General features: G+C 53.3%; 16 protein-coding genes, 1 tRNA gene and 3 rRNA genes. 9 read left to right on the forward strand and 11 right to left on the reverse strand.

What is annotated here, in order from left to right; genetic code table 11:
• The first annotated feature begins 39 nt into the window (after positions 1-39).
• Positions 40-726 carry a porin OmpL gene (gene ompL, locus L362_RS04890; RefSeq protein WP_032637905.1) on the forward strand — a complete coding sequence of 229 codons (687 nt, stop codon included), beginning with the start codon at positions 40-42 and terminating at the stop codon, positions 724-726.
• Positions 727-806: 80 nt separating this feature from the next.
• Here the strand turns inward: ompL and typA are convergent, their stop codons facing one another.
• Positions 807-2630, reverse strand: coding sequence for a ribosome-dependent GTPase TypA (typA, locus tag L362_RS04885; RefSeq protein ID WP_008501854.1), 1824 nt, complete (start codon positions 2628-2630; stop codon positions 807-809).
• Positions 2631-3006: 376 nt separating this feature from the next.
• Here typA and glnA point away from each other — a divergent pair, with 376 nt between their 5' ends.
• The 4 genes from glnA to L362_RS24715 all read left to right on the forward strand — a co-directional run bounded on the left by glnA (position 3007) and on the right by L362_RS24715 (position 7281).
• Positions 3007-4416: a glutamate--ammonia ligase gene (gene glnA, locus L362_RS04880; protein ID WP_008501856.1), complete on the forward strand. Its 1410-nt coding sequence runs from the start codon at positions 3007-3009 to the stop codon at positions 4414-4416.
• 170 nt (positions 4417-4586) lie between these two features.
• Positions 4587-5636, forward strand: a complete 1050-nt coding sequence (glnL, locus tag L362_RS04875; RefSeq protein ID WP_008501857.1) for a nitrogen regulation protein NR(II) — start codon at positions 4587-4589, stop codon at positions 5634-5636.
• An 11-nt stretch (positions 5637-5647) separates the two neighbouring features.
• The gene (gene glnG / locus L362_RS04870; protein ID WP_008501858.1) at positions 5648-7060 is read left to right on the forward strand and encodes a nitrogen regulation protein NR(I); all 1413 of its coding nucleotides are present in this window, start codon (positions 5648-5650) and stop codon (positions 7058-7060) included.
• A 110-nt stretch (positions 7061-7170) separates the two neighbouring features.
• Positions 7171-7281 (forward strand): YshB family small membrane protein, encoded by a 111-nt coding sequence (locus tag L362_RS24715; protein ID WP_032622955.1) that lies wholly within the window; start codon positions 7171-7173, stop codon positions 7279-7281.
• Positions 7282-7381: 100 nt separating this feature from the next.
• On the opposite strand, the gene hemN is transcribed toward L362_RS24715, so the two are convergent.
• Positions 7382-8755, reverse strand: coding sequence for an oxygen-independent coproporphyrinogen III oxidase (gene hemN, locus L362_RS04865; RefSeq protein ID WP_023345131.1), 1374 nt, complete (start codon positions 8753-8755; stop codon positions 7382-7384).
• A gap of 188 nt (positions 8756-8943) precedes the next feature.
• Positions 8944-9459: a Der GTPase-activating protein YihI gene (gene yihI, locus L362_RS04860; protein WP_008501860.1), complete on the reverse strand. Its 516-nt coding sequence runs from the start codon at positions 9457-9459 to the stop codon at positions 8944-8946.
• A gap of 581 nt (positions 9460-10040) precedes the next feature.
• Here yihI and yihA point away from each other — a divergent pair.
• Entirely contained in the window at positions 10041-10670 is a 630-nt protein-coding gene (gene yihA / locus L362_RS04855) for a ribosome biogenesis GTP-binding protein YihA/YsxC (protein WP_008501861.1), read from the forward strand.
• Positions 10671-10981: 311 nt separating this feature from the next.
• On the opposite strand, the gene polA is transcribed toward yihA, so the two are convergent.
• Positions 10982-13774, reverse strand: coding sequence for a DNA polymerase I (gene polA, locus L362_RS04850; protein WP_023345132.1), 2793 nt, complete (start codon positions 13772-13774; stop codon positions 10982-10984).
• Between the two features lie 440 nt (positions 13775-14214).
• On the opposite strand from polA, the gene L362_RS04845 reads away from it, so the two are divergent.
• The gene (locus L362_RS04845; protein ID WP_021242775.1) at positions 14215-15123 is read left to right on the forward strand and encodes an acyltransferase; all 909 of its coding nucleotides are present in this window, start codon (positions 14215-14217) and stop codon (positions 15121-15123) included.
• 23 nt (positions 15124-15146) lie between these two features.
• On the opposite strand, the gene dsbA is transcribed toward L362_RS04845, so the two are convergent.
• From dsbA to L362_RS04830, 3 genes are all read right to left on the reverse strand, one after another.
• The gene (dsbA, locus tag L362_RS04840; RefSeq protein WP_008501864.1) at positions 15147-15770 is read right to left on the reverse strand and encodes a thiol:disulfide interchange protein DsbA; all 624 of its coding nucleotides are present in this window, start codon (positions 15768-15770) and stop codon (positions 15147-15149) included.
• Positions 15771-15796: 26 nt separating this feature from the next.
• Entirely contained in the window at positions 15797-16783 is a 987-nt protein-coding gene (locus tag L362_RS04835) for a serine/threonine protein kinase (RefSeq protein ID WP_023345133.1), read from the reverse strand.
• A gap of 75 nt (positions 16784-16858) precedes the next feature.
• Complete coding sequence (locus L362_RS04830; RefSeq protein WP_008501866.1) at positions 16859-17128, reverse strand: YihD family protein; 270 nt, start codon at positions 17126-17128, stop codon at positions 16859-16861.
• A 68-nt stretch (positions 17129-17196) separates the two neighbouring features.
• On the opposite strand from L362_RS04830, the gene mobA reads away from it, so the two are divergent.
• Together mobA and mobB are read left to right on the forward strand one after the other, a co-directional pair.
• Entirely contained in the window at positions 17197-17781 is a 585-nt protein-coding gene (mobA, locus tag L362_RS04825; RefSeq protein WP_023293674.1) for a molybdenum cofactor guanylyltransferase MobA, read from the forward strand.
• Positions 17778-18281: a molybdopterin-guanine dinucleotide biosynthesis protein MobB gene (gene mobB / locus L362_RS04820; protein WP_023345134.1), complete on the forward strand. Its 504-nt coding sequence runs from the start codon at positions 17778-17780 to the stop codon at positions 18279-18281. The genes mobA and mobB overlap by 4 nt, the downstream gene beginning before the upstream one ends.
• 76 nt (positions 18282-18357) lie before the next feature.
• Here the strand turns inward: mobB and rrf are convergent.
• From rrf to L362_RS04800, 4 genes are all read right to left on the reverse strand, one after another.
• Positions 18358-18473 (reverse strand): 5S ribosomal RNA (rrf, locus tag L362_RS04815).
• 64 nt (positions 18474-18537) lie between these two features.
• Positions 18538-21442: ribosomal RNA gene (locus tag L362_RS04810) — 23S ribosomal RNA — on the reverse strand.
• A 183-nt stretch (positions 21443-21625) separates the two neighbouring features.
• Positions 21626-21701: transfer RNA gene (locus L362_RS04805), tRNA-Glu, on the reverse strand.
• Between the two features lie 85 nt (positions 21702-21786).
• Positions 21787-23326 (reverse strand): 16S ribosomal RNA (locus tag L362_RS04800).
• Together the 16S, 23S and 5S rRNA genes with 1 tRNA gene alongside form the textbook arrangement of a ribosomal RNA operon.
• Between the last annotated feature and the right edge of the window lie 253 nt (positions 23327-23579).

Here is a 23579-nt window from a genome sequence, read left to right on the forward strand (position 1 = left end):
AGGAGGGAGGCCTTTCTGTACCTGATACATGGACAAATTATGAAAAGAATCATCACTGTACTGATCGTGTCGTCTGTGTCCTGCCCGGTATTTGCCGGGGCCTATGTCGAAACGCGTGAAGCCTACAATACGGCCTCAGAGATGCACGAGGTGATCCTGCGTGCGGGCTATAACTTCGATATGGGCGCGGGACTGATGTTCACCAACGCCTATAACGTGGGTAAATGGGATGAACTTAAGCACAGCTATAACGAAATCGAGGGGTGGTATCCGCTCTTTAAGCCGACCGATAAACTCACCTTCCAGCCCGGCGGGTTGATTAACGACAGCAGCGCAGGTTCGGGTGGCGCGGTTTATTTAGATACCAACTACAAATTTACAGACTGGTTTAATCTGACGTTCCGCTATCGCTATAACCATAACAACTACGATACGCCGGACTATAACGGGCAGATGGATAAGAACGACACGCACGAATTTGCCAACTACTGGAATTTCAAAGTAACGGATGCGTTTTTCTACACCTTTGAACCGCACTTTTTCCAGCGGGTGAATGATTATCACAGCAAAAATGGCAAAGACCATCACTGGGAAATTACCAATAAGTTTAGCTATAAGATCGACAGAAACTGGCTGCCGTACCTCGAACTGCAGTGGCTGGACAGATGGAATGATTACAACCGGGAGCAGTACCGGATCCGTTTAGGGCTACGATATTCGTTCTAATAAAAAAAGCCGCTGAGCGATCAGCGGCTTTTTCGTTGCCGGGTGGCGCATGCGCATACCCGGCCTACAGCATAACCGAATTACTCTTCTTTCGCACCGCGCATAGCACGTTTACGATCGTTCTCGGTCAGGTGACGTTTACGGATACGGATAGACAGCGGAGTCACTTCTACCAGTTCGTCGTCATCGATGAATTCCAGAGCCTGCTCCAGAGTCATCTTGATCGGTGGAACCAGAACCGTTGCTTCGTCAGTACCGGACGCACGCATGTTGGTCAGTTTCTTACCGGTCAGGCAGTTTACGGTCAGGTCGTTAGAACGGCTGTGAATCCCGATGATCTGGCCTTCGTAAACTTCAGCGCCGTGACCCAGGAACAGCTTACCGCGATCCTGCAGACCGAACAGCGCAAACGCAACCGCTTTACCCTGACCGTTGGAGATCAGTACGCCGTTGTTACGCTGGCCCACTTCGCCCGGACGCACGTCGTCGTAGTGGCTGAAGGTGGAGTACAGCAGACCGGTACCAGAGGTCATGGTCATGAACTCAGAACGGAAGCCGATCAGGCCACGGCTTGGGATCACGTAGTCGAGACGTACGCGGCCTTTGCCATCTGGATTCATGTTTTTCAGGTCGCCTTTACGCTCGCCCAGCGCCTGCATCACAGAACCCTGGTGCTGCTCTTCAACGTCCAGCGTCACGTTTTCGAACGGCTCTTGTTTACGGCCGTCGATTTCGCGGAAGATAACTTTCGGACGGGAAACCGCCATCTCGAAACCTTCACGACGCATGTTTTCGATCAGAACAGACAGGTGCAGCTCACCACGACCGGATACGCGGAAGGCATCAGCGTCTTCGGTTTCTTCAACGCGCAGCGCAACGTTGTGCACCAGCTCTTTGTTCAGGCGGTCAAGGATCTGACGAGAGGTAACGAACTTACCTTCTTTACCACAGAACGGAGAGGTGTTGACGTTGAAGAACATGGTAACGGTTGGTTCATCAACAGACAGGGCTGGCAGCGCTTCCACGTTCTGCGGGTCGCAGATGGTGTCAGAGATGTTCAGCTCGCCCAGACCGGTGATCGCGATGATGTCGCCCGCTTCAGCCAGATCGCTGTCGATACGCTCCAGACCCAGGTGAGTCAGCACTTTGCCAACTTTACCGTTGCGGGTTTTGCCTTCGCTATCGATGATAGTAACCTGCTGGTTTGGCTTCACTTTACCGCGTTTGATACGACCGATACCGATGACGCCAACGTAGTTGTTGTAGTCCAGCTGGGAGATCTGCATCTGCAGTGGACCATCCAGATCAACATCCGGTGCCGGTACGTGATCGACAATCGCCTGATACAGCGGGGTCATGTCTTCCGCCATATCTTCGTGGTCCAGACCCGCGATACCATTCAGCGCCGAAGCGTAAATGATAGGGAAGTCCAGCTGTTCGTCGGTCGCGTCGAGGTTAACGAACAGGTCGAATACCTGATCAACAACCCAGTCAGGACGTGCGCCAGGACGGTCAACCTTGTTGATAACAACAATTGGTTTCAGGCCATGGGCAAATGCTTTTTTGGTCACGAAGCGCGTTTGCGGCATTGGGCCGTCAAATGCGTCAACCACCAGCAGCACGGAATCCACCATGGACATCACGCGCTCAACTTCACCACCGAAGTCGGCGTGCCCTGGGGTATCAACGATGTTGATACGGTAGTCATTCCATTTAATAGCGGTGTTTTTCGCGAGGATAGTAATCCCACGCTCTTTCTCCAAATCGTTGGAGTCCATCACACGCTCTTGAGTTTCGGCACGTGCATCAAACGTACCGGATTGCTGCAGCAGCTTATCAACCAGGGTAGTTTTACCATGGTCAACGTGCGCGATGATGGCGATGTTACGCAAATTTTCGATCACAACTTTGCCTCAGGCATTAGAAATAGCGCGTTATTGTACACGGATTAATCGCACTACAAAACAGGATCACAAACATCCTCCGCAAACAAGTATCGCAGAGATGCTTTGTGATCGCTTTCACGGAGCGAAAAAGGGCACTTTAACGAAAATTGCACCAATATGGTGCTCGGTGTTCACACTGAAGCACTATACTGGTGCAACATTACCATTGTGGTGCAGCCCTTTTGCACTATGGTGCGCATGATAACGCCTTTTTGGGGTGTTTTAAAAGTTGGCACAGATTTCGCTTTATAAAAATTACATGGCAACAGCCAGTACAAACAGAAACTGAAGACCTCGTTACCACGACGACAATGACCAATCTGGAGAGTTAAGTATGTCCGCTGAACACGTTTTGACGATGCTGAACGAACATGAAGTGAAGTTTGTTGATCTCCGCTTCACCGACACCAAAGGTAAAGAACAGCACGTCACAATCCCTGCTCATCAGGTGAACGCCGAATTCTTTGAAGAAGGCAAAATGTTTGACGGCTCCTCCATTGGTGGCTGGAAAGGCATTAACGAATCCGACATGGTTCTGATGCCAGATGCAACCACTGCGGTCATTGATCCGTTCTTCGAAGAACCTACCCTGATCATCCGTTGCGACATCCTCGAGCCAGGCACGCTGCAGGGCTACGACCGCGACCCACGTTCTATCGCGAAACGCGCTGAAGAGTACCTGCGTTCTACCGGCATCGCGGACACCGTTCTGTTCGGGCCAGAGCCAGAGTTCTTCCTGTTCGATGACATCCGTTTTGGTGCCTCTATCTCTGGCTCCCACGTGGCTATCGACGACATCGAAGGCGCATGGAACTCCTCCACCAAATACGAAGGCGGTAACAAAGGTCACCGTCCAGGCGTGAAAGGCGGTTACTTCCCGGTTCCTCCGGTCGACTCTGCACAGGACATTCGTTCCACCATGTGTCTGGTGATGGAAGAGATGGGCCTGGTTGTTGAAGCTCACCACCACGAAGTGGCGACTGCGGGTCAGAACGAAGTGGCTACCCGCTTCAACACCATGACCAAAAAAGCGGACGAAATTCAGATCTACAAATACGTTGTGCACAACGTTGCGCACCGTTTCGGTAAAACTGCGACCTTCATGCCAAAACCAATGTTTGGCGACAACGGTTCCGGTATGCACTGCCACATGTCTCTGTCCAAGAACGGTACCAACCTGTTCTCTGGTGACAAATATGCCGGTCTGTCCGAGCAGGCGCTGTATTACATTGGCGGCGTAATCAAACACGCTAAAGCGATCAACGCCCTGGCGAACCCAACCACCAACTCCTATAAGCGTCTGGTCCCGGGCTACGAAGCGCCAGTGATGCTGGCCTACTCTGCGCGTAACCGTTCTGCTTCTATCCGTATCCCGGTGGTGGCGTCTCCTAAAGCGCGTCGTATCGAAGTTCGCTTCCCGGATCCAGCGGCTAACCCATACCTGTGCTTCGCAGCACTGCTGATGGCCGGTCTGGACGGTATCAAGAACAAGATCCACCCAGGCGAAGCGATGGACAAAAACCTGTACGACCTGCCGCCAGAAGAAGCGAAAGAGATCCCACAGGTTGCTGGCTCTCTGGAAGAAGCCCTGCAGGCGCTGGACGCAGACCGCGAGTTCCTGACCGCAGGTGGCGTATTCACTGACGACGCTATCGATGCTTACATCGCCCTGCGTACTGAAGAGAACGACCGCGTGCGTATGACGCCGCATCCGGTTGAGTTCGAACTGTACTACAGCGTTTAATTAAGTTGTTTTACCCGGCGTGACAAGCGCCGGGAGTAGTTGCCGTGGAAACTTTTAGCCCATCTCCGGATGGGCTTTTTTCTCCACCAACAACCTGATCTCACGCGCTTTTGACGCCGAAAACGCTATACTGCACTAAATTAGTGCAAACGACTCCAGGAGACTGCTGAATGGCAACTGGCACGCTGCCCGATGCTGGGCAGATCCTCAATTCTTTGATTAACAGCATCTTGCTGGTGGATGACGAGCTGGCCGTTCATTACGCCAACCCGGCGGCACAGCAGCTGCTCGCCCAAAGCGCACGCAAACTGTTCGGCACCCCGCTTCCGGAACTTCTGAGCTATTTTTCGCTGAATATTGGCCTGATGCAGGAAAGTTTACAGGCGGGCCAGGGTTTCACCGATAACGAAGTGACGCTGGTGATCGACGGGCGCTCGCACATTCTGTCGCTGACCGCGCAACGTCTTCCCGAAGGCTTGATCCTGCTGGAAATGGCGCCGATGGATAATCAGCGTCGCCTGAGCCAGGAGCAGCTTCAGCATGCGCAGCAAATTGCCGCCCGAGACCTGGTGCGCGGCCTGGCGCATGAAATCAAAAACCCGTTGGGTGGGTTACGCGGCGCGGCGCAGCTTCTGACCAAGGCGCTGCCCGACCCTGCGCTGGCGGAGTATACCAACGTGATCATCGAGCAGGCGGACCGCCTGCGGAATCTGGTTGACCGTCTTCTCGGGCCACAGCAGCCGGGAATGCACGTCACAGAAAGCATCCATAAAGTGGCCGAGCGGGTGGTGAAGCTCGTCTCGATGGAGCTGCCAGAGAACGTCACGCTGGTGCGTGATTACGACCCAAGCCTGCCGGAACTGGCCCATGACCCGGATCAGATTGAGCAGGTCCTGTTGAACATTGTGCGCAATGCCCTGCAGGCGCTGGGACCGGAAGGGGGCGAGATTATTTTACGCACCCGTACCGCCTTCCAGCTCACGTTACACGGCGTGCGCTATCGCCTTGCGGCCCGTATCGACGTCGAGGATAACGGCCCCGGTATTCCATCGCATCTTCAGGACACTCTGTTCTACCCGATGGTCAGCGGCCGCGAAGGCGGTACCGGCCTGGGCTTATCCATTGCCCGCAGTTTGATCGACCAACACTCTGGAAAAATTGAATTTACCAGTTGGCCGGGACATACCGAGTTTTCGGTTTTCCTGCCGATTAAAAAATAAAGGTGACGTTTATGCAACGAGGGATAGTCTGGGTAGTCGATGACGATAGCTCCATCCGTTGGGTGCTTGAACGCGCGCTCACAGGGGCAGGATTAAGCTGCACGACGTTTGAGAGCGGCAGCGAAGTGCTCGACGCACTCACCACTAAAACGCCCGATGTTCTGCTGTCGGATATCCGCATGCCGGGCATGGACGGGCTGGCGCTGTTAAAGCAGATCAAACAACGCCACCCTATGCTTCCGGTCATCATAATGACGGCTCATTCCGATCTGGATGCCGCGGTGAGCGCTTACCAGCAAGGGGCATTCGATTATCTGCCCAAACCGTTTGATATCGACGAAGCGGTGGCGCTGGTCGAGCGCGCGATTAGCCATTATCAGGAGCAGCAGCAGCCGCGCCACGCGCCCGATTTTGGGCCAACCACCGACATCATCGGCGAAGCGCCGGCGATGCAGGACGTATTTCGCATTATTGGCCGTCTGTCCCGCTCCTCCATCAGCGTCTTGATTAACGGCGAATCGGGCACCGGTAAAGAGCTTGTGGCGCATGCGCTGCATCGCCACAGCCCGCGGGCAAAAGCGCCGTTTATCGCCCTGAATATGGCGGCGATCCCGAAGGACTTGATTGAATCCGAACTGTTCGGGCACGAAAAAGGGGCGTTTACCGGCGCAAATACCATTCGCCAGGGGCGCTTCGAACAGGCTGACGGCGGCACGCTGTTCCTGGATGAGATCGGCGATATGCCGCTGGACGTTCAGACCCGTCTGCTGCGCGTGCTGGCCGACGGGCAGTTTTATCGCGTGGGCGGTTATGCGCCGGTGAAGGTGGACGTGCGTATTATCGCCGCGACCCACCAGAACCTGGAGCAGCGCGTGCAGGAAGGCAAATTCCGTGAGGATTTATTCCATCGTCTGAACGTCATTCGCGTTCATCTGCCGCCGCTGCGTGAACGCCGGGAAGATATTCCCCGCCTGGCGCGTCATTTCCTGCAGGTGGCTGCCCGCGAGCTGGGTGTGGAAGCTAAGCAGCTTCATCCCGAAACCGATGCCGCTCTGACGCGTCTGGCGTGGCCGGGCAACGTGCGTCAGCTGGAAAACACCTGCCGCTGGTTAACCGTGATGGCTGCCGGTCAGGAAGTGCTGATTCAGGATTTACCGGCCGAGCTGTTTGAGGCGACCGCGCCGGAAAGCAGTAGCGGACACGCGCTGCCGGACAGCTGGGCGACGCTGCTGGCGCAGTGGGCTGACCGCGCGCTGCGTTCCGGTCATCAAAACCTGCTGTCAGAGGCTCAGCCTGAGATGGAGCGTACGCTATTGACCACCGCGCTTCGTCATACCCAGGGTCATAAGCAGGAAGCCGCTCGCCTGTTAGGATGGGGACGCAATACCCTGACGCGCAAGCTGAAAGAGCTGGGAATGGAGTAATATCCGCGCTTGTGTAAAGGTTATTAATTGAGCGCAAATTGCCGTTATTTTGCGCTTTACTGTTCCGATGAGTTTTGTATGATCGTGCCCGGAAATTGGGGGTGAACATCATGCTGGAAACATTCGTGAATATGCTCTCTAGCGGAGCCGCTGAAAGCCACACGCCACAAACCGCTGTTGCGGCGGTGCTGTGTGCGGCGCTGGTTGGGCTGTTTAGCTAGCGAGTTGGCGATGAAAAGCCGGGTGGCGCTTCGCTTACCCGGCCTACATTTCGCACTTTTGTAGGCCGGGTAAGGCGAAGCCGCCACCCGGCATTACCGTTTAAATCACCCGCGAGAACTGCTGCATACGCGCTTTCTGACGCAGATATGCGTCGAAGCACATGCAGATATTGCGGATCAACAGACGCCCTTTCGGCGTGACCTCAATCGCGCTCTCCGACACATCCACCAGCCCGTCTTTCGCCAGCGGCGCCAGAAGCTTCAGATCTTCCGCGAAATAATCGCTGAAGTTCAGCGCCCACTGCGCTTCCACGTCGCTGAAATCGAGACGGAAGTTGCAGATAAGCGCCTTAATCACATCGCGACGGATGCAGTCGTCACGGGTTAATGCGATGCCGCGCCACAGCGCGTTGCCGGTCTCATCCACCTGCTGGTAATACAGCTTTAGCTCTTTCTGGTTCTGCGCGTAGCAGTCGCCAATCATGCTGATGGCGGAGACGCCCATGCCGAGCAGATCGGTATCGCCCTGGGTCGTGTAGCCCTGGAAGTTGCGGTGCAGGACCCCTTCGCGCTGAGCGACCGCCAGTTCGTCGTCCGGACGGGCAAAGTGATCCATGCCGATAAACTGATAGCCGGTGTCGGTCAGCGAGGTGATGGTTTCCTGCAGGATATCCAGCTTCTGCTGGGCAGAAGGCAGATCGGCATCTTTGATTTTGCGCTGGGCGGCAAAGAGCGTCGGCAGATGCGCGTAGTTAAAGACGCTCAGGCGGTCCGGACTGAGTTCAGCCACGCGCTTCAGCGTAAAGGCGAAGCTTTCCGGCGTCTGCTTTGGCAGGCCGTAAATCAGATCAATATTGGTCGACGTGAAACCGATGTCACGCGCATGGTTGAGTAAGGCAAAGATAAAGTCTTCGTCCTGCTCGCGGTTCACCAGACGCTGAACCTCTTTATTGAAGTCCTGCACGCCCATGCTCAGGCGGTTGAAGCCTTCGGCGCGTAAGTGATCCAGCACATCCAGCTCAATTTCGCGCGGATCGACTTCGATCGAGATTTCAGCGTCGTCGTTAAAACTGAAATTGCCGCGCAGCAGGGTCATCAGGCGGCTTATTTGCGCTTTGTTCAGGTAGGTTGGCGTACCGCCGCCCAAGTGAAGCTGGCTGACGTGACGGCCTTTAAACAGCGGCGCGCGATGCACAATTTCCTGTTCGAGCGCGTCAAGATACTGGTCGGCTTTATGCTGCTGGCGGGTCACGATTTTATTGCAGCCGCAGAAGTAACAAAGCTTGTGGCAGAACGGAATATGGACGTAGAGCGACAGCGGACGCTCAGGATAGCGCGCGACAGCCTGCTGAAAATCCTCCTCGCCGAAGGCATCGGAGAACTCCAGCGCGGTGGGGTATGACGTATAACGCGGCCCGGAATAGTTATATTTCTGGATTAGGGCCAAATCCCAGTCGATAGTTGGTGCTGACATGCTCACTCCTTCCGTTGGTGTCGCGTTCGTATACGGCGGCCCGTTCTGACCCCATTGCGGGCCATCATTCGGGTGCGCAGCCACTTCTGTCGCCGCGACAACCGCCGTAGTTTAACGAATAACCACACCAGATAACATATAACCGGAAGGGTTATAAGCAGGACTATCGAGCCTGCCGGGTGCAAATGTTAGTTTCCACCCTTCAGAAGACGCATCATATCTTCCTGCTTTTCGTCTTCTTCTTCGTCGTCTTCGTCATCGTAAGACAGACCCAGCTTCTGCATCAGCTCGTCGATGCGATCCAGTTTGGCATCCACCCATGACTGCTCTTCGGCGGTCAGGGTTTCACCCTCTTCAAGACGTTCCAGCAGCGCGTCCAGGCGCTCATCGTTCTCCAGCAAATCCAGCTCAGCCTGCGGTGAAAGCATAGGTTTCTCGCTCTTTGGTTTGTGCTGCTTAGTGACCGGGGTGTCTGTCACGCCCAGTGGAATGGGAGTTTTACTGCCGATACGAGGATCTTTCTGCTGCTTGCTTTTTGCAGAAGCGCCCGCTGCACCACCACCGTTGGCACGGCTACCCGCAGCATGACCGCGATGTTTTTTGTCGCGTTTGCGGTCGCGCGCTTCCTGGTTCAGTTCTTCGCGCGTTTTGCGGCGTGCTTTTGCAGGGCGTTTCGCGCCCGCAGCGGAGGTTGGTTTTTTCATGATGTTTTATCTTTAAGTCGTTTTCTTCAGTATAGAATTGCGGCGAAATCTAGCAGAAAGCAAGCAAAGAAAAAAGGCGACAGAGCAATCTGTCGCCTTTTTTCCTGACTCACAACCCTTAACGGGTCAGACATTCCATGTTTGCCAACAACAAACCCTGTTTATCCCTTGGCTAATACCGTCCGTGATACGGTTCCATTTCCTGTTAAAACGCCTCCAGGCGCTGGTCGTCCTGACAATCCTGCGTCTTCGCCTCCTGGCGCTCCTGACCCTTATCCTTAAGTCATCATCCTGTTGGCTTCCTCGCCTTGCCGCATACTTTACCGTGTTCGCTTAAACTAACAAGCAACGAAACGGTACAAAAACGGATTTTCAGATAATTACCTGGAAATAAGATGATGATTTAAAACAGTTTGCCTTTTTCTTGCTCCTGCGATTTCTCTGAAATCTCCCATAGTACGTATAGCCAATCTCTCACAGCGGCCAGGGCTTAAGCCTACAGGCTGAGTGCAATGAAAAAAGTCTTTTGCCCGCATTCAGGTATAATCCCCCTCAGATTACGATTTTTTGGAGACGACCACGTGACTACCTGGAACTACCAACAGACGCATTTTGTCACCAGTGCGCCCGATATTCGCCACCTCCCCTCTGATACCGGTATTGAAGTGGCCTTTGCTGGCCGCTCTAATGCGGGGAAATCCAGCGCCCTGAATACGCTGACCAATCAGAAGAACCTGGCGCGTACCTCAAAAACACCTGGCCGTACCCAGCTGATCAACCTGTTTGAAGTCGCAGAGGGCAAACGCCTGGTCGACTTACCGGGGTACGGTTATGCGCAGGTACCCGAAGAGATGAAAATCAAATGGCAGCGTGCGCTGGGTGAATACCTCGAAAAACGCATGTGCCTGAAAGGTCTGGTGGTATTGATGGATATTCGCCACCCGCTGAAAGATCTCGATCAGCAGATGATCGACTGGGCGGTGGCAAGCGATATCGCCGTGCTGGTGCTGCTGACGAAAGCCGATAAGCTGGCAAGCGGCGCACGTAAAGCGCAGGTGAATATGGTTCGCGAAGCGGTGCTGGCGTTCAACGGCGATGTGCAGGTTGAGCCGTTCTCCTCGCTGAAAAAGCAGGGCGTGGACAAGCTGCGTCAGAAGCTCGACACCTGGTTTAGCGAGCTGGAACCCGCGACGGAAGCGGAAGAAGAGTAATACCGAGCGCGGCAATGGCCGCGCTTTTTTTGCCTGAACATTTCTTTGCCGCAATAAAAAACGCCCCAGTCATTACTGACTGGGGCGGCTAAAATATTCAGCCAAATCCGATTACGTGAAGTAAAAGGTCTGAAAGATAGAACATCTTACCTCTGTACCCTACGCCGATAACTCTACCCCTTTTTGTGTTGCAGAAAAAGCACTTTTTGTAGTTTTTTTTCATTCTTTACATAGGGAATTCTAATGATCGTCACAAAACGCGCGTTGCCATGTTGCAAACTTACATAAAAAGCGCGTTATGCGAAGACCCCTTAGTGAGCCTGATCCCAGTTTTCACCACTTCCCACTTCCACCAGCAACGGCACGTCCAGCGTCATGCTGCTTTCCATCAGTGCGTGGATCTTCTTCGACACAGCGTCGAGGTCGTCCTTGTGCACTTCAAATACCAGTTCATCGTGTACCTGCATGATCATTTTCACACGCGGTTTCTCTTTCTCGAGCCAGGCATCCACGGCGATCATTGCACGCTTAATAATGTCCGCCGCGGTCCCCTGCATCGGGGCGTTGATCGCGGCACGCTCTGCGCCCGCGCGGCGCGCCGCGTTGCTGGATTTGATGTCCGGTAAGTAGAGACGGCGGCCGTCCAGGGTTTCAACGTAACCTTTCTCTTTCGCCTGCGCGCGGGTACGTTCCATATATTCCAGCACGCCCGGGTAGCGCTCGAAGTAGAGATCCATATACTTCTGCGACTCTTTACGCGGAATATTGAGCTGGCGTGAAAGGCCGAACGCGCTCATGCCGTAGATCAGACCGAAGTTGATCGCTTTAGCGCTGCGGCGCTGTTCGTTGGTCACGCTGTCCAGCGGCAAGCCGAAGACTTCCGCCGCGGTTGCCCGGTGGATATCCTTCCCTTCGGCAAACGCGGTCAGCAGGCCTTTGTCGCGGGACAGATGCGCCATAATGCGCAGCTCAATTTGCGAGTAGTCAGCAGAGACAATCAGATAATCCTCTGGTGCGATGAAAGCCTGGCGAATACGGCGGCCCTCTTCGTTACGTACCGGGATGTTCTGCAGGTTGGGATCGGTTGACGAGAGACGACCGGTCGCCGCGACAGCCTGATGATATGAGGTGTGCACGCGGCCCGTTTTCGGGTTGATCATCAGCGGAAGCTTATCAGTGTAGGTAGACTTCAGCTTCGCGAGACCACGGTACTGCAGAATCACTTTTGGCAGCGGGTAGTCCAGCGCCAGCTCTTCCAGCACCTCTTCAGAGGTTGAAGGCGCACCGCCAGGGGTTTTCTTCAGCGGCTTGATGCCCTGCTTTTCAAACAGAATGGTTTGCAGCTGCTTCGGTGAAGAGAGGTTAAACGGCTCGCCTGCAAGCTCATGCGCTTTTTGCTCCAGCTCGGTCAGGCGCTGCGCCAGCTCCCCGGAGTGGTTATGCAGCACCGTTGGATCGATTTTCACGCCGTTGCGTTCAATGCGGGACAGCACGGGTACCAGCGGCATCTCAATATGCTGGAACACATTCAGCGGACCTTCGTGCTTTTGCAGTTTTGGCCACATCTTCAGGTGCAGCTGCAGCGTAACGTCAGCATCTTCCGCCGCGTAGCGACCTGCTTCTTCAAGAGCGATCTGGTTAAAGGTGAGCTGATTTTTCCCTTTACCGGCAATCTCTTCGAAGGTGATGGTTTTGTGCTTGAGCCAGCGGTCAGATAAGGAATCCATATCATGGCGGCCCGCGACGCTATCCAGAATGTAGGATTCAAGCATGGTGTCGAAGGCGATCCCGCGCAGTTCAATGCCGTAGTTTTGCAGAATGCCGCGGTCGTACTTGAGGTTTTGCCCAACCTTGAGCGCCTTTTCGTCTTCCAGGATCGGCTTCAGCAGTTCAAGCACGCGTTCACGGGAGATCTGTTCCGGCGCATCCAGGTAATCGTGCGCCACGGGAACATAGGCCGCATGACCTGGCTCTGTCGCAAATGACAGGCCTACCATATTGGCAGAGATGTTATCGAGACTGTCCGTTTCGGTGTCAAAGGCAAAGACCGGCGCCTTTTTCAGTTTCTCGATCCAGGCAATGAACTGTGACTCTTCAAGAAGAGTTTCATAATTGTCGAAGGAAAGCGCCACGGCTTCTTCTTCCGCCTGCTCTTCTGCATCAACGACAATCGTCTCCTTCGGCTTTGTGGAAGGTTTTGCCCCTTTTGCCTGCAGCCATTTACCGGCTTCCACGTCAGTGGTCCAGCGCTTAAATTCGTATTTCTTAAACAGGCTTAGAAGCTCGTCCGCAGAAGGCTGCTGCACTTCCAGCTGTTCACAGCCCAGTTCGAGCTCGACATCGGTTTTGATTGTGGCCAGCTTATAAGAGAGATAAGCCACCTCTTTGTTCTCTTCCAGCTTCCCAGCCATGGTTTTGGCACCACGGAAGGAGAGACTGGCGATTTTGTCTGATTCCGCGTAGAGCGTATCCAGCCCGCCCAGCCCCTGAAGCAGCGCCTGCGCGGTTTTCTCACCGACGCCAGGGACACCAGGAATGTTATCCGAGGAGTCGCCCATCAACGCGAGGAAATCGATAATCAGCTCTGGCGGCACGCCATACTTTGCGACCACCTCTTCCGGCCCAAGAATGGTGTTGGTCATGGTGTTAATCAGGGTAATCCCTGGCGCCACCAGCTGCGCCATATCTTTATCACCGGTGCTAATCAGTACCGGACGACCCATCTTTTCGGCTTCACGCGCCAGCGTACCGATGACGTCATCCGCTTCAACCCCAGAAACGGCCAGCAGCGGCAGACCCATCGCTTTCACCATCGCATGCAGCGGCTCTATCTGCGCACGCAGATCGTCAGGCATTGGCGGACGGTGGGATTTGTAATGTTCAAACAACTCGTCGCGGAACGTTTTGCCTTTCGCATCAAACACGACGGCCGCATGGGTTGGCTGATACTGAAGGATCAGGCTGCGCAGCATATTCAGCACGCCATACATTGCGCCGGTAGGTTCCCCTGCGCTGTTGGTCAGAGGAGGAAACGCATGGTACGCCCGATACAGGTAAGAAGAGCCATCGACGAGAATAAGAGGGTTTTCTGGGATCTGAACCATAATGTCCGTGCCTTTAATCAATTTATGCGTAAAGGATGCCACAGAAGGATGAAAACATCAGTTATTCAGGCCCGATACAGGAAAAGATTTTGCGATCGTGAGGATCGCTCGTAAAAATCAAACTGTGGATAAGTTTGTGAGTATTTTCACTTCATATGAATAACAGACGTAAAAAATACATATAAGGCAATATTTAGATCTTAATTATCATATTGTTATGTTATGAGATCGCCTCTATATGGCCAACTGATGGCAATTTAGTCTATGTGGATATAAGCCTTGATTTACGCAGAACGACAGCGAAATCTTCTGCGCCGGGGTAAAAGCCGCCAAATCACCCTGTGAAAGCGCCATTCATTTGTCTGTTTTCTGGTAAAATCAGCGCCCAGCGTCGACTAGCCGGTCGCTCACTTACAGCTAACTACCTGAAAAAGCTCATCATGTCGAGATTGCTCGCTGCAATAACATTACTGCTAAGCATCATTTTAACTATCCTGGTGACGATCGCCTGTTCCGTACCGATCATTCTCGCCGGGATCATTAAACTGCTGCTGCCTGTATCCGTGGTGTGGCGAGCCGTGTCCGCATTTTGTAATTTCATGATGTATTGCTGGTGCGAAGGACTGGCGATCCTGTTGCGCCTTAACCCGCACCTGAAGTGGGATGTCAAAGGGCTGGAGAACCTTAACAAAAAGAACTGGTACCTGCTGATCTGCAATCACCACAGCTGGGCGGACATCGTGGTGTTATGCGTGCTTTTTCGCAAACACATCCCGATGAACAAATATTTCCTGAAACAGCAGCTCGCCTGGGTGCCTTTTATCGGGCTGGCCTGCTGGGCGCTCGATATGCCGTTTATGAAACGCTATTCGCGCAGCTATTTGATTCGTCATCCGGAACGTCGCGGTAAGGATGTGGAGACCACGCGCCGCTCCTGTGAAAAGTTTCGTGCGCATCCGACGACCATCGTGAACTTTGTTGAAGGCTCCCGGTTTACGGAAGAGAAGCGCCAGCAAACGCGCTCTCCGTATCAGCATTTATTGCCGCCAAAGGCAGCGGGGATTGCGATGGCGCTTAACGTGCTGGGAGCACAGTTCGATAAACTTCTTAACGTCACGCTCTGCTATCCGGAAAACGATAAGACGCCGTTCTTCGATATGCTCAGCGGCAAACTGACGCGTATTGTCGTGCACGTCGACCTGGTCCCGATTGACGCTGAACTGCACGGTGATTACGTAAACGATAAGAACTTCAAACGTCGTTTCCAGCAGTGGCTTAATACGCTCTGGAAAGAGAAAGACGAACAGATAGACAAGATAAAATCTTCATACAAAAACGCCGGTCAGTGACCGGCGTTTTTACATCAGCGAAATTACTTCTTCTCAACCAGGTATTTCACGGTATCTGCATACTGCTGAACGAAAATATCCATGCTGCTGGTGTCCATGCCCTGCATGTTCAGCTGATATTTGCCGTTAACAAACATCGCCGGAACGCCCTGAAGCTGGAGGTCAGCAGCCGCTTTTTCCTGCTGGGCAACCAGTGATTTCACCACGAAGCTGTTCCATGCGGCATCGTACTCTTCACCTTTCACGCCGGCATCAACGAACACTTTACGGATATCCGCAGTGGTCTGAACGGTCTGGGTTTTCTGTACGGCTTCAAACATTGGCGAAGTGATCTTATCTTCTACGCCCAGTGCCATCGCCACCGCCCATGCCTGAGTCAGGTCTTTACCCAATGGGCCCAGGAACTCGACGTGGTACTTGGTCATTTTGGTGCCTTCCGGCAGCTTTTTCTTCACGTTGTCAGAGACATGCAGCACCTGCTCGAACTGGTAACAGTGTGGGCAATAGAACGAGAAGAACTCCAGTACCTGTGGCTCGCCAGCGACCGGCTTCTCCAGCGTGATGTACTGTTTGCCGTCGGTAAACTGTGCAGCAGAAGCGCTAAATGCCAGAATCATACCTGCCAGCGCCAGCCAAATTTTTTTCATGATTAACTCTCTCCTGGGTGTGTCCATTAATACATCGGCGTTAATTGCAGAGGGGGCTCCTGAAGAACCTTAACCTGCTCAGTAAATGTAGATATCTGGCTACGCCAGTAATCCTCTCCGGTAAGCCACGGGAAATTACGAGGAAATGCCGGATCGTCCCAACGCCTGATTAACCATGCGAGATAATAAACAAAACGCATCGCACGTAAAGGCTCAATCAGGGCAATTTCGTCTGAATTAAACGGGCTAAATTCTTCATAAGCTTCAATAATGGTTTCAAGCTGCATGCGCTGCTCGGCTTTGTCGCCATTGAGCAACATCCACAGGTCCTGAACCGCTGGTCCCATACGCGCATCATCAAGATCGACAAACAGCGGGCCGTCACGCCAGAGAATATTCCCGGCGTGACAATCGCCATGCAGGCGCAGGACGGAAATATCATCGCGCCAGCAGGTTTTCACTGCAGCAATAAGCTTATCGGTGGCGTTGAGGAAATCATCCTTTAGCGCTGCGGGGATCATTGCAGACGTTTCGAATAATGTGCGCGGTTCAAGAAGGTATTCCTGAATCCCCATAGTCGGGCGGGCAATAAAGGCTTTTTTGCGTCCCGTCTGGTGTATACGCCCAAGATAGCGGGCAACCCACTCCATCTGATCGATATTATCCGCTTCAAACTGACGGCCACCCAGACTTGGGAGTACTGCATAGTAATACCCTTCGTGCGTAAGGAGCGTTTGGTTATTGAATTTTAGCGGTGCGGCAACGGGGACATCGTCATCCAGCAGATCGTGAGCGAACTGATGCTCTTCCTGAATTTGTTCAGCGGACCAGCGTTCAGGACGATAGAATTTTACGACATAGCGCTGACGATCCTCGTCCTGAAATTGATAGACGCGGTTTTCGTAGCTGTTTAACGGTGTTAGCCCGGAATCCACCCGAATACCCTGTTCAAACAGGGCATCCATAATGGTGTCCGGGTGTAATGTCTGGAAAGTAAAAGCCTGGTCGTTCATCCGATCATCCGGAAATTATACGAATGATTCAGGATATCATCTTGTGGCGATTTCGGTGCCGCCGCTTACAAGCTTTTACTCTTTAATTACGCCTCGGGCGCGCAGCAATGCAGTCTTAAAATCTTCCTCATAATCTTTCTGAATACCAGGAATAACAGCATCTTTGGCAGAGTCGCGCATTTTAAGGTGGTAGATCAGGATGTCGTCAGAAAGGTCTGCCAGATCGCCGTCAAAACCTGACTCTTTTGCCAGTTTCTGTAAAAATTGCATCAGATTGAGCTCTGGCTCTTTTTGCCAGGCGGGCTGGAGGAGTTCAATAACTTCATTCAGACGTTTACATTTCATGGTGGTGCTCCTTTCATTTAGAGTGACACGTTAGCAGGGTCAATCCCACAATAAAAGAGGCGATATTCGTGAATGTTAGCCAGGAAATCATCGGGGTCGTTCTGGCAGGCGGCAGAGCAACGCGAATGGGCGGTAAAGATAAGGGGCTTCAGCTTCTTAATGGAAAACCCTTGTGGCAGCATGTCGCCGATACGCTCGCCGGCCAGGTGACGGCAATGGCCATCAGCGCTAACCGGCATATCGACACTTACCGGCAAAGCGGGTACGCCGTTTATCAGGATAGCCTTGAGAATTACCCGGGGCCGCTTGCCGGTATGCTTTCAGTCATGCAACAGTCGCACGGAGAGTGGTTCATCTTCTGCCCCTGCGATACCCCGTTTATTCCGTCCTGTCTTGTCGAGCGTCTGTTCCTGCTTCGTGGTACGGCTCCTGTGGTTTGGGTGCATGACGGCGAGCGTGACCATCCTGCTATCGCGTTGATGCATCGATCGCTAGCGCCTGCTCTGCAGGCCTACCTGGCCGCGGGAGAGCGCAGAGTGATGGTCTTTATGCGTGAGTCTGGCGGCCATTCCGTTGATTTTAGCGATGTGAAATCAGCGTTTGTGAACGTAAATACGAGTGAAGATTTGCAGATGATGCAGGAGAAAAGATGATACCTGTTGTAGCCATTTCCGCCTGGAGTGGGACCGGGAAAACCACGCTGTTGAAAAAGCTCATTCCTGCGCTTTGTGCCAGAGGGCTTCGCCCTGGTTTGATTAAGCATAGTCATCACAACATGGACATTGATACGCCCGGAAAAGACAGCTATGAGCTGCGTAAGGCCGGAGCAGCACAAACGATGGTAGCAAGTCCTCAGCGCTGGGCGTTAATGACAGAAACGCCGGATGGGGCGCCGCTGAATCTCGCTTATCTGGTTAGCCGGATGGATCACTCCACGCTGGATCTGGTGCTGGTTGAGGGGTTTAAGCATGAGGCCGTGCCTAAGATCCTACTTTTCAGAAGCGATGCCGGGCATGATTTGAGCGAGTTAACGCTGGATGAGCATGTGATTGCGGTGGCCAGCGATGTGGCAGTGGAACTTGAGGTTCCGGTGCTGGATTTAAATGATGTGGACGGGATTGCGCAGTTTATTGTGGCGTGGAGTGCGGTCTGACTTGCCCGGGCTACCGTTTTTTGGCGCATAAACGCAAAAAGGCCATCCTTCCGGATGGCCTCTTCACTTGTTTGATGCCTGGCAGTTCCCTACTCTCACATGGGGAGACCCCACACTACCATCGGCGCTACGGCGTTTCACTTCTGAGTTCGGCATGGGGTCAGGTGGGACCACCGCGCTAAAGCCGCCAGGCAAATTCTGTTAATCTGTATCAGGCTGAAAATCTGTCTCGTCGCCAAAACACCTTCGGCGTTGTAAGGTTAAGCCTCACGGTTCATTAGTATCGGTTAGCTCAACGCATCGCTGCGCTTACACACCCGACCTATCAACGTCGTCGTCTTCAACGTTCCTTCAGGAGACTTAAAGTCTCAGGGAGAACTCATCTCGGGGCAAGTTTCGTGCTTAGATGCTTTCAGCACTTATCTTTTCCGCATTTAGCTACCGGGCAGTGCCATTGGCATGACAACCCGAACACCAGTGATGCGTCCACTCCGGTCCTCTCGTACTAGGAGCAGCCCCCCTCAATTCTCCAGCGCCCACGGCAGATAGGGACCGAACTGTCTCACGACGTTCTAAACCCAGCTCGCGTACCACTTTAAATGGCGAACAGCCATACCCTTGGGACCTACTTCAGCCCCAGGATGTGATGAGCCGACATCGAGGTGCCAAACACCGCCGTCGATATGAACTCTTGGGCGGTATCAGCCTGTTATCCCCGGAGTACCTTTTATCCGTTGAGCGATGGCCCTTCCATTCAGAACCACCGGATCACTATGACCTGCTTTCGCACCTGCTCGAGCCGTCACTCTCGCAGTCAAGCTAGCTTATGCCATTGCACTAACCTCCTGATGTCCGACCAGGATTAGCTAACCTTCGTGCTCCTCCGTTACTCTTTGGGAGGAGACCGCCCCAGTCAAACTACCCACCAGACACTGTCCGCAACCCGGATCACGGGTCTACGTTAGAACACCAGCCATTAAAGGGTGGTATTTCAAGGACGGCTCCATGCAGACTGGCGTCCACACTTCAAAGCCTCCCACCTATCCTACACATCAAGGACCAGTGTTCAGTGTCAAGCTATAGTAAAGGTTCACGGGGTCTTTCCGTCTTGCCGCGGGTACACTGCATCTTCACAGCGAGTTCAATTTCACTGAGTCTCGGGTGGAGACAGCCTGGCCATCATTACGCCATTCGTGCAGGTCGGAACTTACCCGACAAGGAATTTCGCTACCTTAGGACCGTTATAGTTACGGCCGCCGTTTACCGGGGCTTCGATCAAGAGCTTCGCGTTGCCGCTAACCCCATCAATTAACCTTCCGGCACCGGGCAGGCGTCACACCGTATACGTCCACTTTCGTGTTTGCACAGTGCTGTGTTTTTAATAAACAGTTGCAGCCAGCTGGTATCTTCGACTGATTTCAGCTCCACCCGCAGGGGCTTCACCTACATATCAGCGTGCCTTCTCCCGAAGTTACGGCACCATTTTGCCTAGTTCCTTCACCCGAGTTCTCTCAAGCGCCTTGGTATTCTCTACCTGACCACCTGTGTCGGTTTGGGGTACGATTTGATGTTACCTGATGCTTAGAGGCTTTTCCTGGAAGCAGGGCATTTGTTACTTCAGCACCGTAGTGCCTCGTCATCACACCTCAGCGTTAATAAGGTACCGGATTTACCTGGAACCTCCGCCTACATGCTTAAACCGGGACAACCGTCGCCCGGCTAACATAGCCTTCTCCGTCCCCCCTTCGCAGTAACACCAAGTACAGGAATATTAACCTGTTTCCCATCGACTACGCCTTTCGGCCTCGCCTTAGGGGTCGACTCACCCTGCCCCGATTAACGTTGGACAGGAACCCTTGGTCTTCCGGCGAGCGGGCTTTTCACCCGCTTTATCGTTACTTATGTCAGCATTCGCACTTCTGATACCTCCAGCAACCCTCACAGGCCACCTTCAACGGCTTACAGAACGCTCCCCTACCCAACAACACATAGTGTCGCTGCCGCAGCTTCGGTGCATGGTTTAGCCCCGTTACATCTTCCGCGCAGGCCGACTCGACCAGTGAGCTATTACGCTTTCTTTAAATGATGGCTGCTTCTAAGCCAACATCCTGGCTGTCTGTGCCTTCCCACATCGTTTCCCACTTAACCATGACTTTGGGACCTTAGCTGGCGGTCTGGGTTGTTTCCCTCTTCACGACGGACGTTAGCACCCGCCGTGTGTCTCCCGTGATAACATTCTTCGGTATTCGTAGTTTGCATCGGGTTGGTAAGCCGGGATGGCCCCCTAGCCGAAACAGTGCTCTACCCCCGAAGATGAGTTCACGAGGCGCTACCTAAATAGCTTTCGGGGAGAACCAGCTATCTCCCGGTTTGATTGGCCTTTCACCCCCAGCCACAAGTCATCCGCTAATTTTTCAACATTAGTCGGTTCGGTCCTCCAGTTAGTGTTACCCAACCTTCAACCTGCCCATGGCTAGATCACCGGGTTTCGGGTCTATACCCTGCAACTTAACGCCCAGTTAAGACTCGGTTTCCCTTCGGCTCCCCTATACGGTTAACCTTGCTACAGAATATAAGTCGCTGACCCATTATACAAAAGGTACGCAGTCACACCACGAAGGTGCTCCCACTGCTTGTACGTACACGGTTTCAGGTTCTATTTCACTCCCCTCGCCGGGGTTCTTTTCGCCTTTCCCTCACGGTACTGGTTCACTATCGGTCAGTCAGGAGTATTTAGCCTTGGAGGATGGTCCCCCCATATTCAGACAGGATACCACGTGTCCCGCCCTACTCTTCGAGTTCACAACCTGTGTGCTTTCGTGTACGGGACTGTCACCCTGTACCGTGCGACTTTCCAGACGCTTCCACTAACACACAAGCTGATTCAGACTCTGGGCTGCTCCCCGTTCGCTCGCCGCTACTGGGGGAATCTCGGTTGATTTCTTTTCCTCGGGGTACTTAGATGTTTCAGTTCCCCCGGTTCGCCTCGTTAACCTATGTATTCAGTTAACGATAGTGTGACGAATCACACTGGGTTTCCCCATTCGGACATCGCCGGGTCAAAGGTTCATATCACCTCGCCGGCGCTTTTCGCAGATTAGCACGTCCTTCATCGCCTCTGACTGCCAGGGCATCCACCGTGTACGCTTAGTCGCTTAACCTCACAACCCGAAGATGTTTCACTTCATGATTGCGAAAATTTGAGAGACTCGAACACACCATTAAGATGTGTCGTTTCAATTTTCAGCTTGATCCAGATTTTTAAAGAGCAAATATCTCAAACGTGACTCGCAAGTCAGTTTTGAGATATGACGGCAGGTGACTTTCACTCACGAACCAGCAAGTGGCGTCCCCTAGGGGATTCGAACCCCTGTTACCGCCGTGAAAGGGCGGTGTCCTGGGCCTCTAGACGAAGGGGACACTGAAGTCTCAATCGCAAGACGCCTTGCTATTTACTTTTCATCAGACAATCTGTGTGAGCACTGCAAAGGCAGGTTCTTTAAGGTAAGGAGGTGATCCAACCGCAGGTTCCCCTACGGTTACCTTGTTACGACTTCACCCCAGTCATGAATCACAAAGTGGTAAGCGCCCTCCCGAAGGTTAAGCTACCTACTTCTTTTGCAACCCACTCCCATGGTGTGACGGGCGGTGTGTACAAGGCCCGGGAACGTATTCACCGTAGCATTCTGATCTACGATTACTAGCGATTCCGACTTCATGGAGTCGAGTTGCAGACTCCAATCCGGACTACGACGCACTTTATGAGGTCCGCTTGCTCTCGCGAGGTCGCTTCTCTTTGTATGCGCCATTGTAGCACGTGTGTAGCCCTACTCGTAAGGGCCATGATGACTTGACGTCATCCCCACCTTCCTCCAGTTTATCACTGGCAGTCTCCTTTGAGTTCCCGGCCGGACCGCTGGCAACAAAGGATAAGGGTTGCGCTCGTTGCGGGACTTAACCCAACATTTCACAACACGAGCTGACGACAGCCATGCAGCACCTGTCTCAGAGTTCCCGAAGGCACCAATCCATCTCTGGAAAGTTCTCTGGATGTCAAGAGTAGGTAAGGTTCTTCGCGTTGCATCGAATTAAACCACATGCTCCACCGCTTGTGCGGGCCCCCGTCAATTCATTTGAGTTTTAACCTTGCGGCCGTACTCCCCAGGCGGTCGACTTAACGCGTTAGCTCCGGAAGCCACGCCTCAAGGGCACAACCTCCAAGTCGACATCGTTTACGGCGTGGACTACCAGGGTATCTAATCCTGTTTGCTCCCCACGCTTTCGCACCTGAGCGTCAGTCTTTGTCCAGGGGGCCGCCTTCGCCACCGGTATTCCTCCAGATCTCTACGCATTTCACCGCTACACCTGGAATTCTACCCCCCTCTACAAGACTCTAGCCTGCCAGTTTCGAATGCAGTTCCCAGGTTGAGCCCGGGGATTTCACATCCGACTTGACAGACCGCCTGCGTGCGCTTTACGCCCAGTAATTCCGATTAACGCTTGCACCCTCCGTATTACCGCGGCTGCTGGCACGGAGTTAGCCGGTGCTTCTTCTGCGGGTAACGTCAATCGCTGAGGTTATTAACCTCAACGCCTTCCTCCCCGCTGAAAGTACTTTACAACCCGAAGGCCTTCTTCATACACGCGGCATGGCTGCATCAGGCTTGCGCCCATTGTGCAATATTCCCCACTGCTGCCTCCCGTAGGAGTCTGGACCGTGTCTCAGTTCCAGTGTGGCTGGTCATCCTCTCAGACCAGCTAGGGATCGTCGCCTAGGTGAGCCGTTACCCCACCTACTAGCTAATCCCATCTGGGCACATCTGATGGCAAGAGGCCCGAAGGTCCCCCTCTTTGGTCTTGCGACGTTATGCGGTATTAGCTACCGTTTCCAGTAGTTATCCCCCTCCATCAGGCAGTTTCCCAGACATTACTCACCCGTCCGCCGCTCGTCACCCAGGAGCAAGCTCCCTGTGTTACCGCTCGACTTGCATGTGTTAGGCCTGCCGCCAGCGTTCAATCTGAGCCATGATCAAACTCTTCAATTTAAGTTTGATGCTCGTGAATTAAACTTCGTAATGAATTACGTATGTTCACTCAGAGACTTGGTATTCATTTTTCGTCCGAGGACGTTAAGAATCCATGTCACTTTGAGTGCCCACACAGATTGTCTGATAAATTGTTAAAGAGCAGTGCCGCTTCGTTTTCGCTGCGGCGCGGGGTGTGCATATTACGCTTTCCCGCTTCAGAGTCAAGCGTTTATTTTCGCTATTCTCTGCTGACCCGGCGGCGTGTGTGCCG

It is taken from the genome of Enterobacter sp. MGH 16 (genome assembly GCF_000493175.1).
GTDB classification, from domain to species: Bacteria; Pseudomonadota; Gammaproteobacteria; order Enterobacterales; family Enterobacteriaceae; genus Enterobacter; species Enterobacter roggenkampii.

What these genes read in the sequence shown, in the direction of transcription:
- L362_RS04845 (WP_021242775.1), top strand. Translation starts at nt 14,215, where the DNA reads ATGTCGAGATTGCTCGCTGCAATAACATTACTGCTAAGCATCATTTTA.
- glnA (WP_008501856.1), top strand. Translation starts at nt 3,007, where the DNA reads ATGTCCGCTGAACACGTTTTGACGATGCTGAACGAACATGAAGTGAAG.
- L362_RS04830 (WP_008501866.1), bottom strand. Translation starts at nt 17,128, where the DNA reads ATGAAATGTAAACGTCTGAATGAAGTTATTGAACTCCTCCAGCCCGCC.
- L362_RS04835 (WP_023345133.1), bottom strand. Translation starts at nt 16,783, where the DNA reads ATGAACGACCAGGCTTTTACTTTCCAGACATTACACCCGGACACCATT.
- glnG (WP_008501858.1), top strand. Translation starts at nt 5,648, where the DNA reads ATGCAACGAGGGATAGTCTGGGTAGTCGATGACGATAGCTCCATCCGT.
- glnL (WP_008501857.1), top strand. Translation starts at nt 4,587, where the DNA reads ATGGCAACTGGCACGCTGCCCGATGCTGGGCAGATCCTCAATTCTTTG.
- L362_RS24715 (WP_032622955.1), top strand. Translation starts at nt 7,171, where the DNA reads ATGCTGGAAACATTCGTGAATATGCTCTCTAGCGGAGCCGCTGAAAGC.
- ompL (WP_032637905.1), top strand. Translation starts at nt 40, where the DNA reads ATGAAAAGAATCATCACTGTACTGATCGTGTCGTCTGTGTCCTGCCCG.
- polA (WP_023345132.1), bottom strand. Translation starts at nt 13,774, where the DNA reads ATGGTTCAGATCCCAGAAAACCCTCTTATTCTCGTCGATGGCTCTTCT.
- dsbA (WP_008501864.1), bottom strand. Translation starts at nt 15,770, where the DNA reads ATGAAAAAAATTTGGCTGGCGCTGGCAGGTATGATTCTGGCATTTAGC.
- mobB (WP_023345134.1), top strand. Translation starts at nt 17,778, where the DNA reads ATGATACCTGTTGTAGCCATTTCCGCCTGGAGTGGGACCGGGAAAACC.
- yihI (WP_008501860.1), bottom strand. Translation starts at nt 9,459, where the DNA reads ATGAAAAAACCAACCTCCGCTGCGGGCGCGAAACGCCCTGCAAAAGCA.
- hemN (WP_023345131.1), bottom strand. Translation starts at nt 8,755, where the DNA reads ATGTCAGCACCAACTATCGACTGGGATTTGGCCCTAATCCAGAAATAT.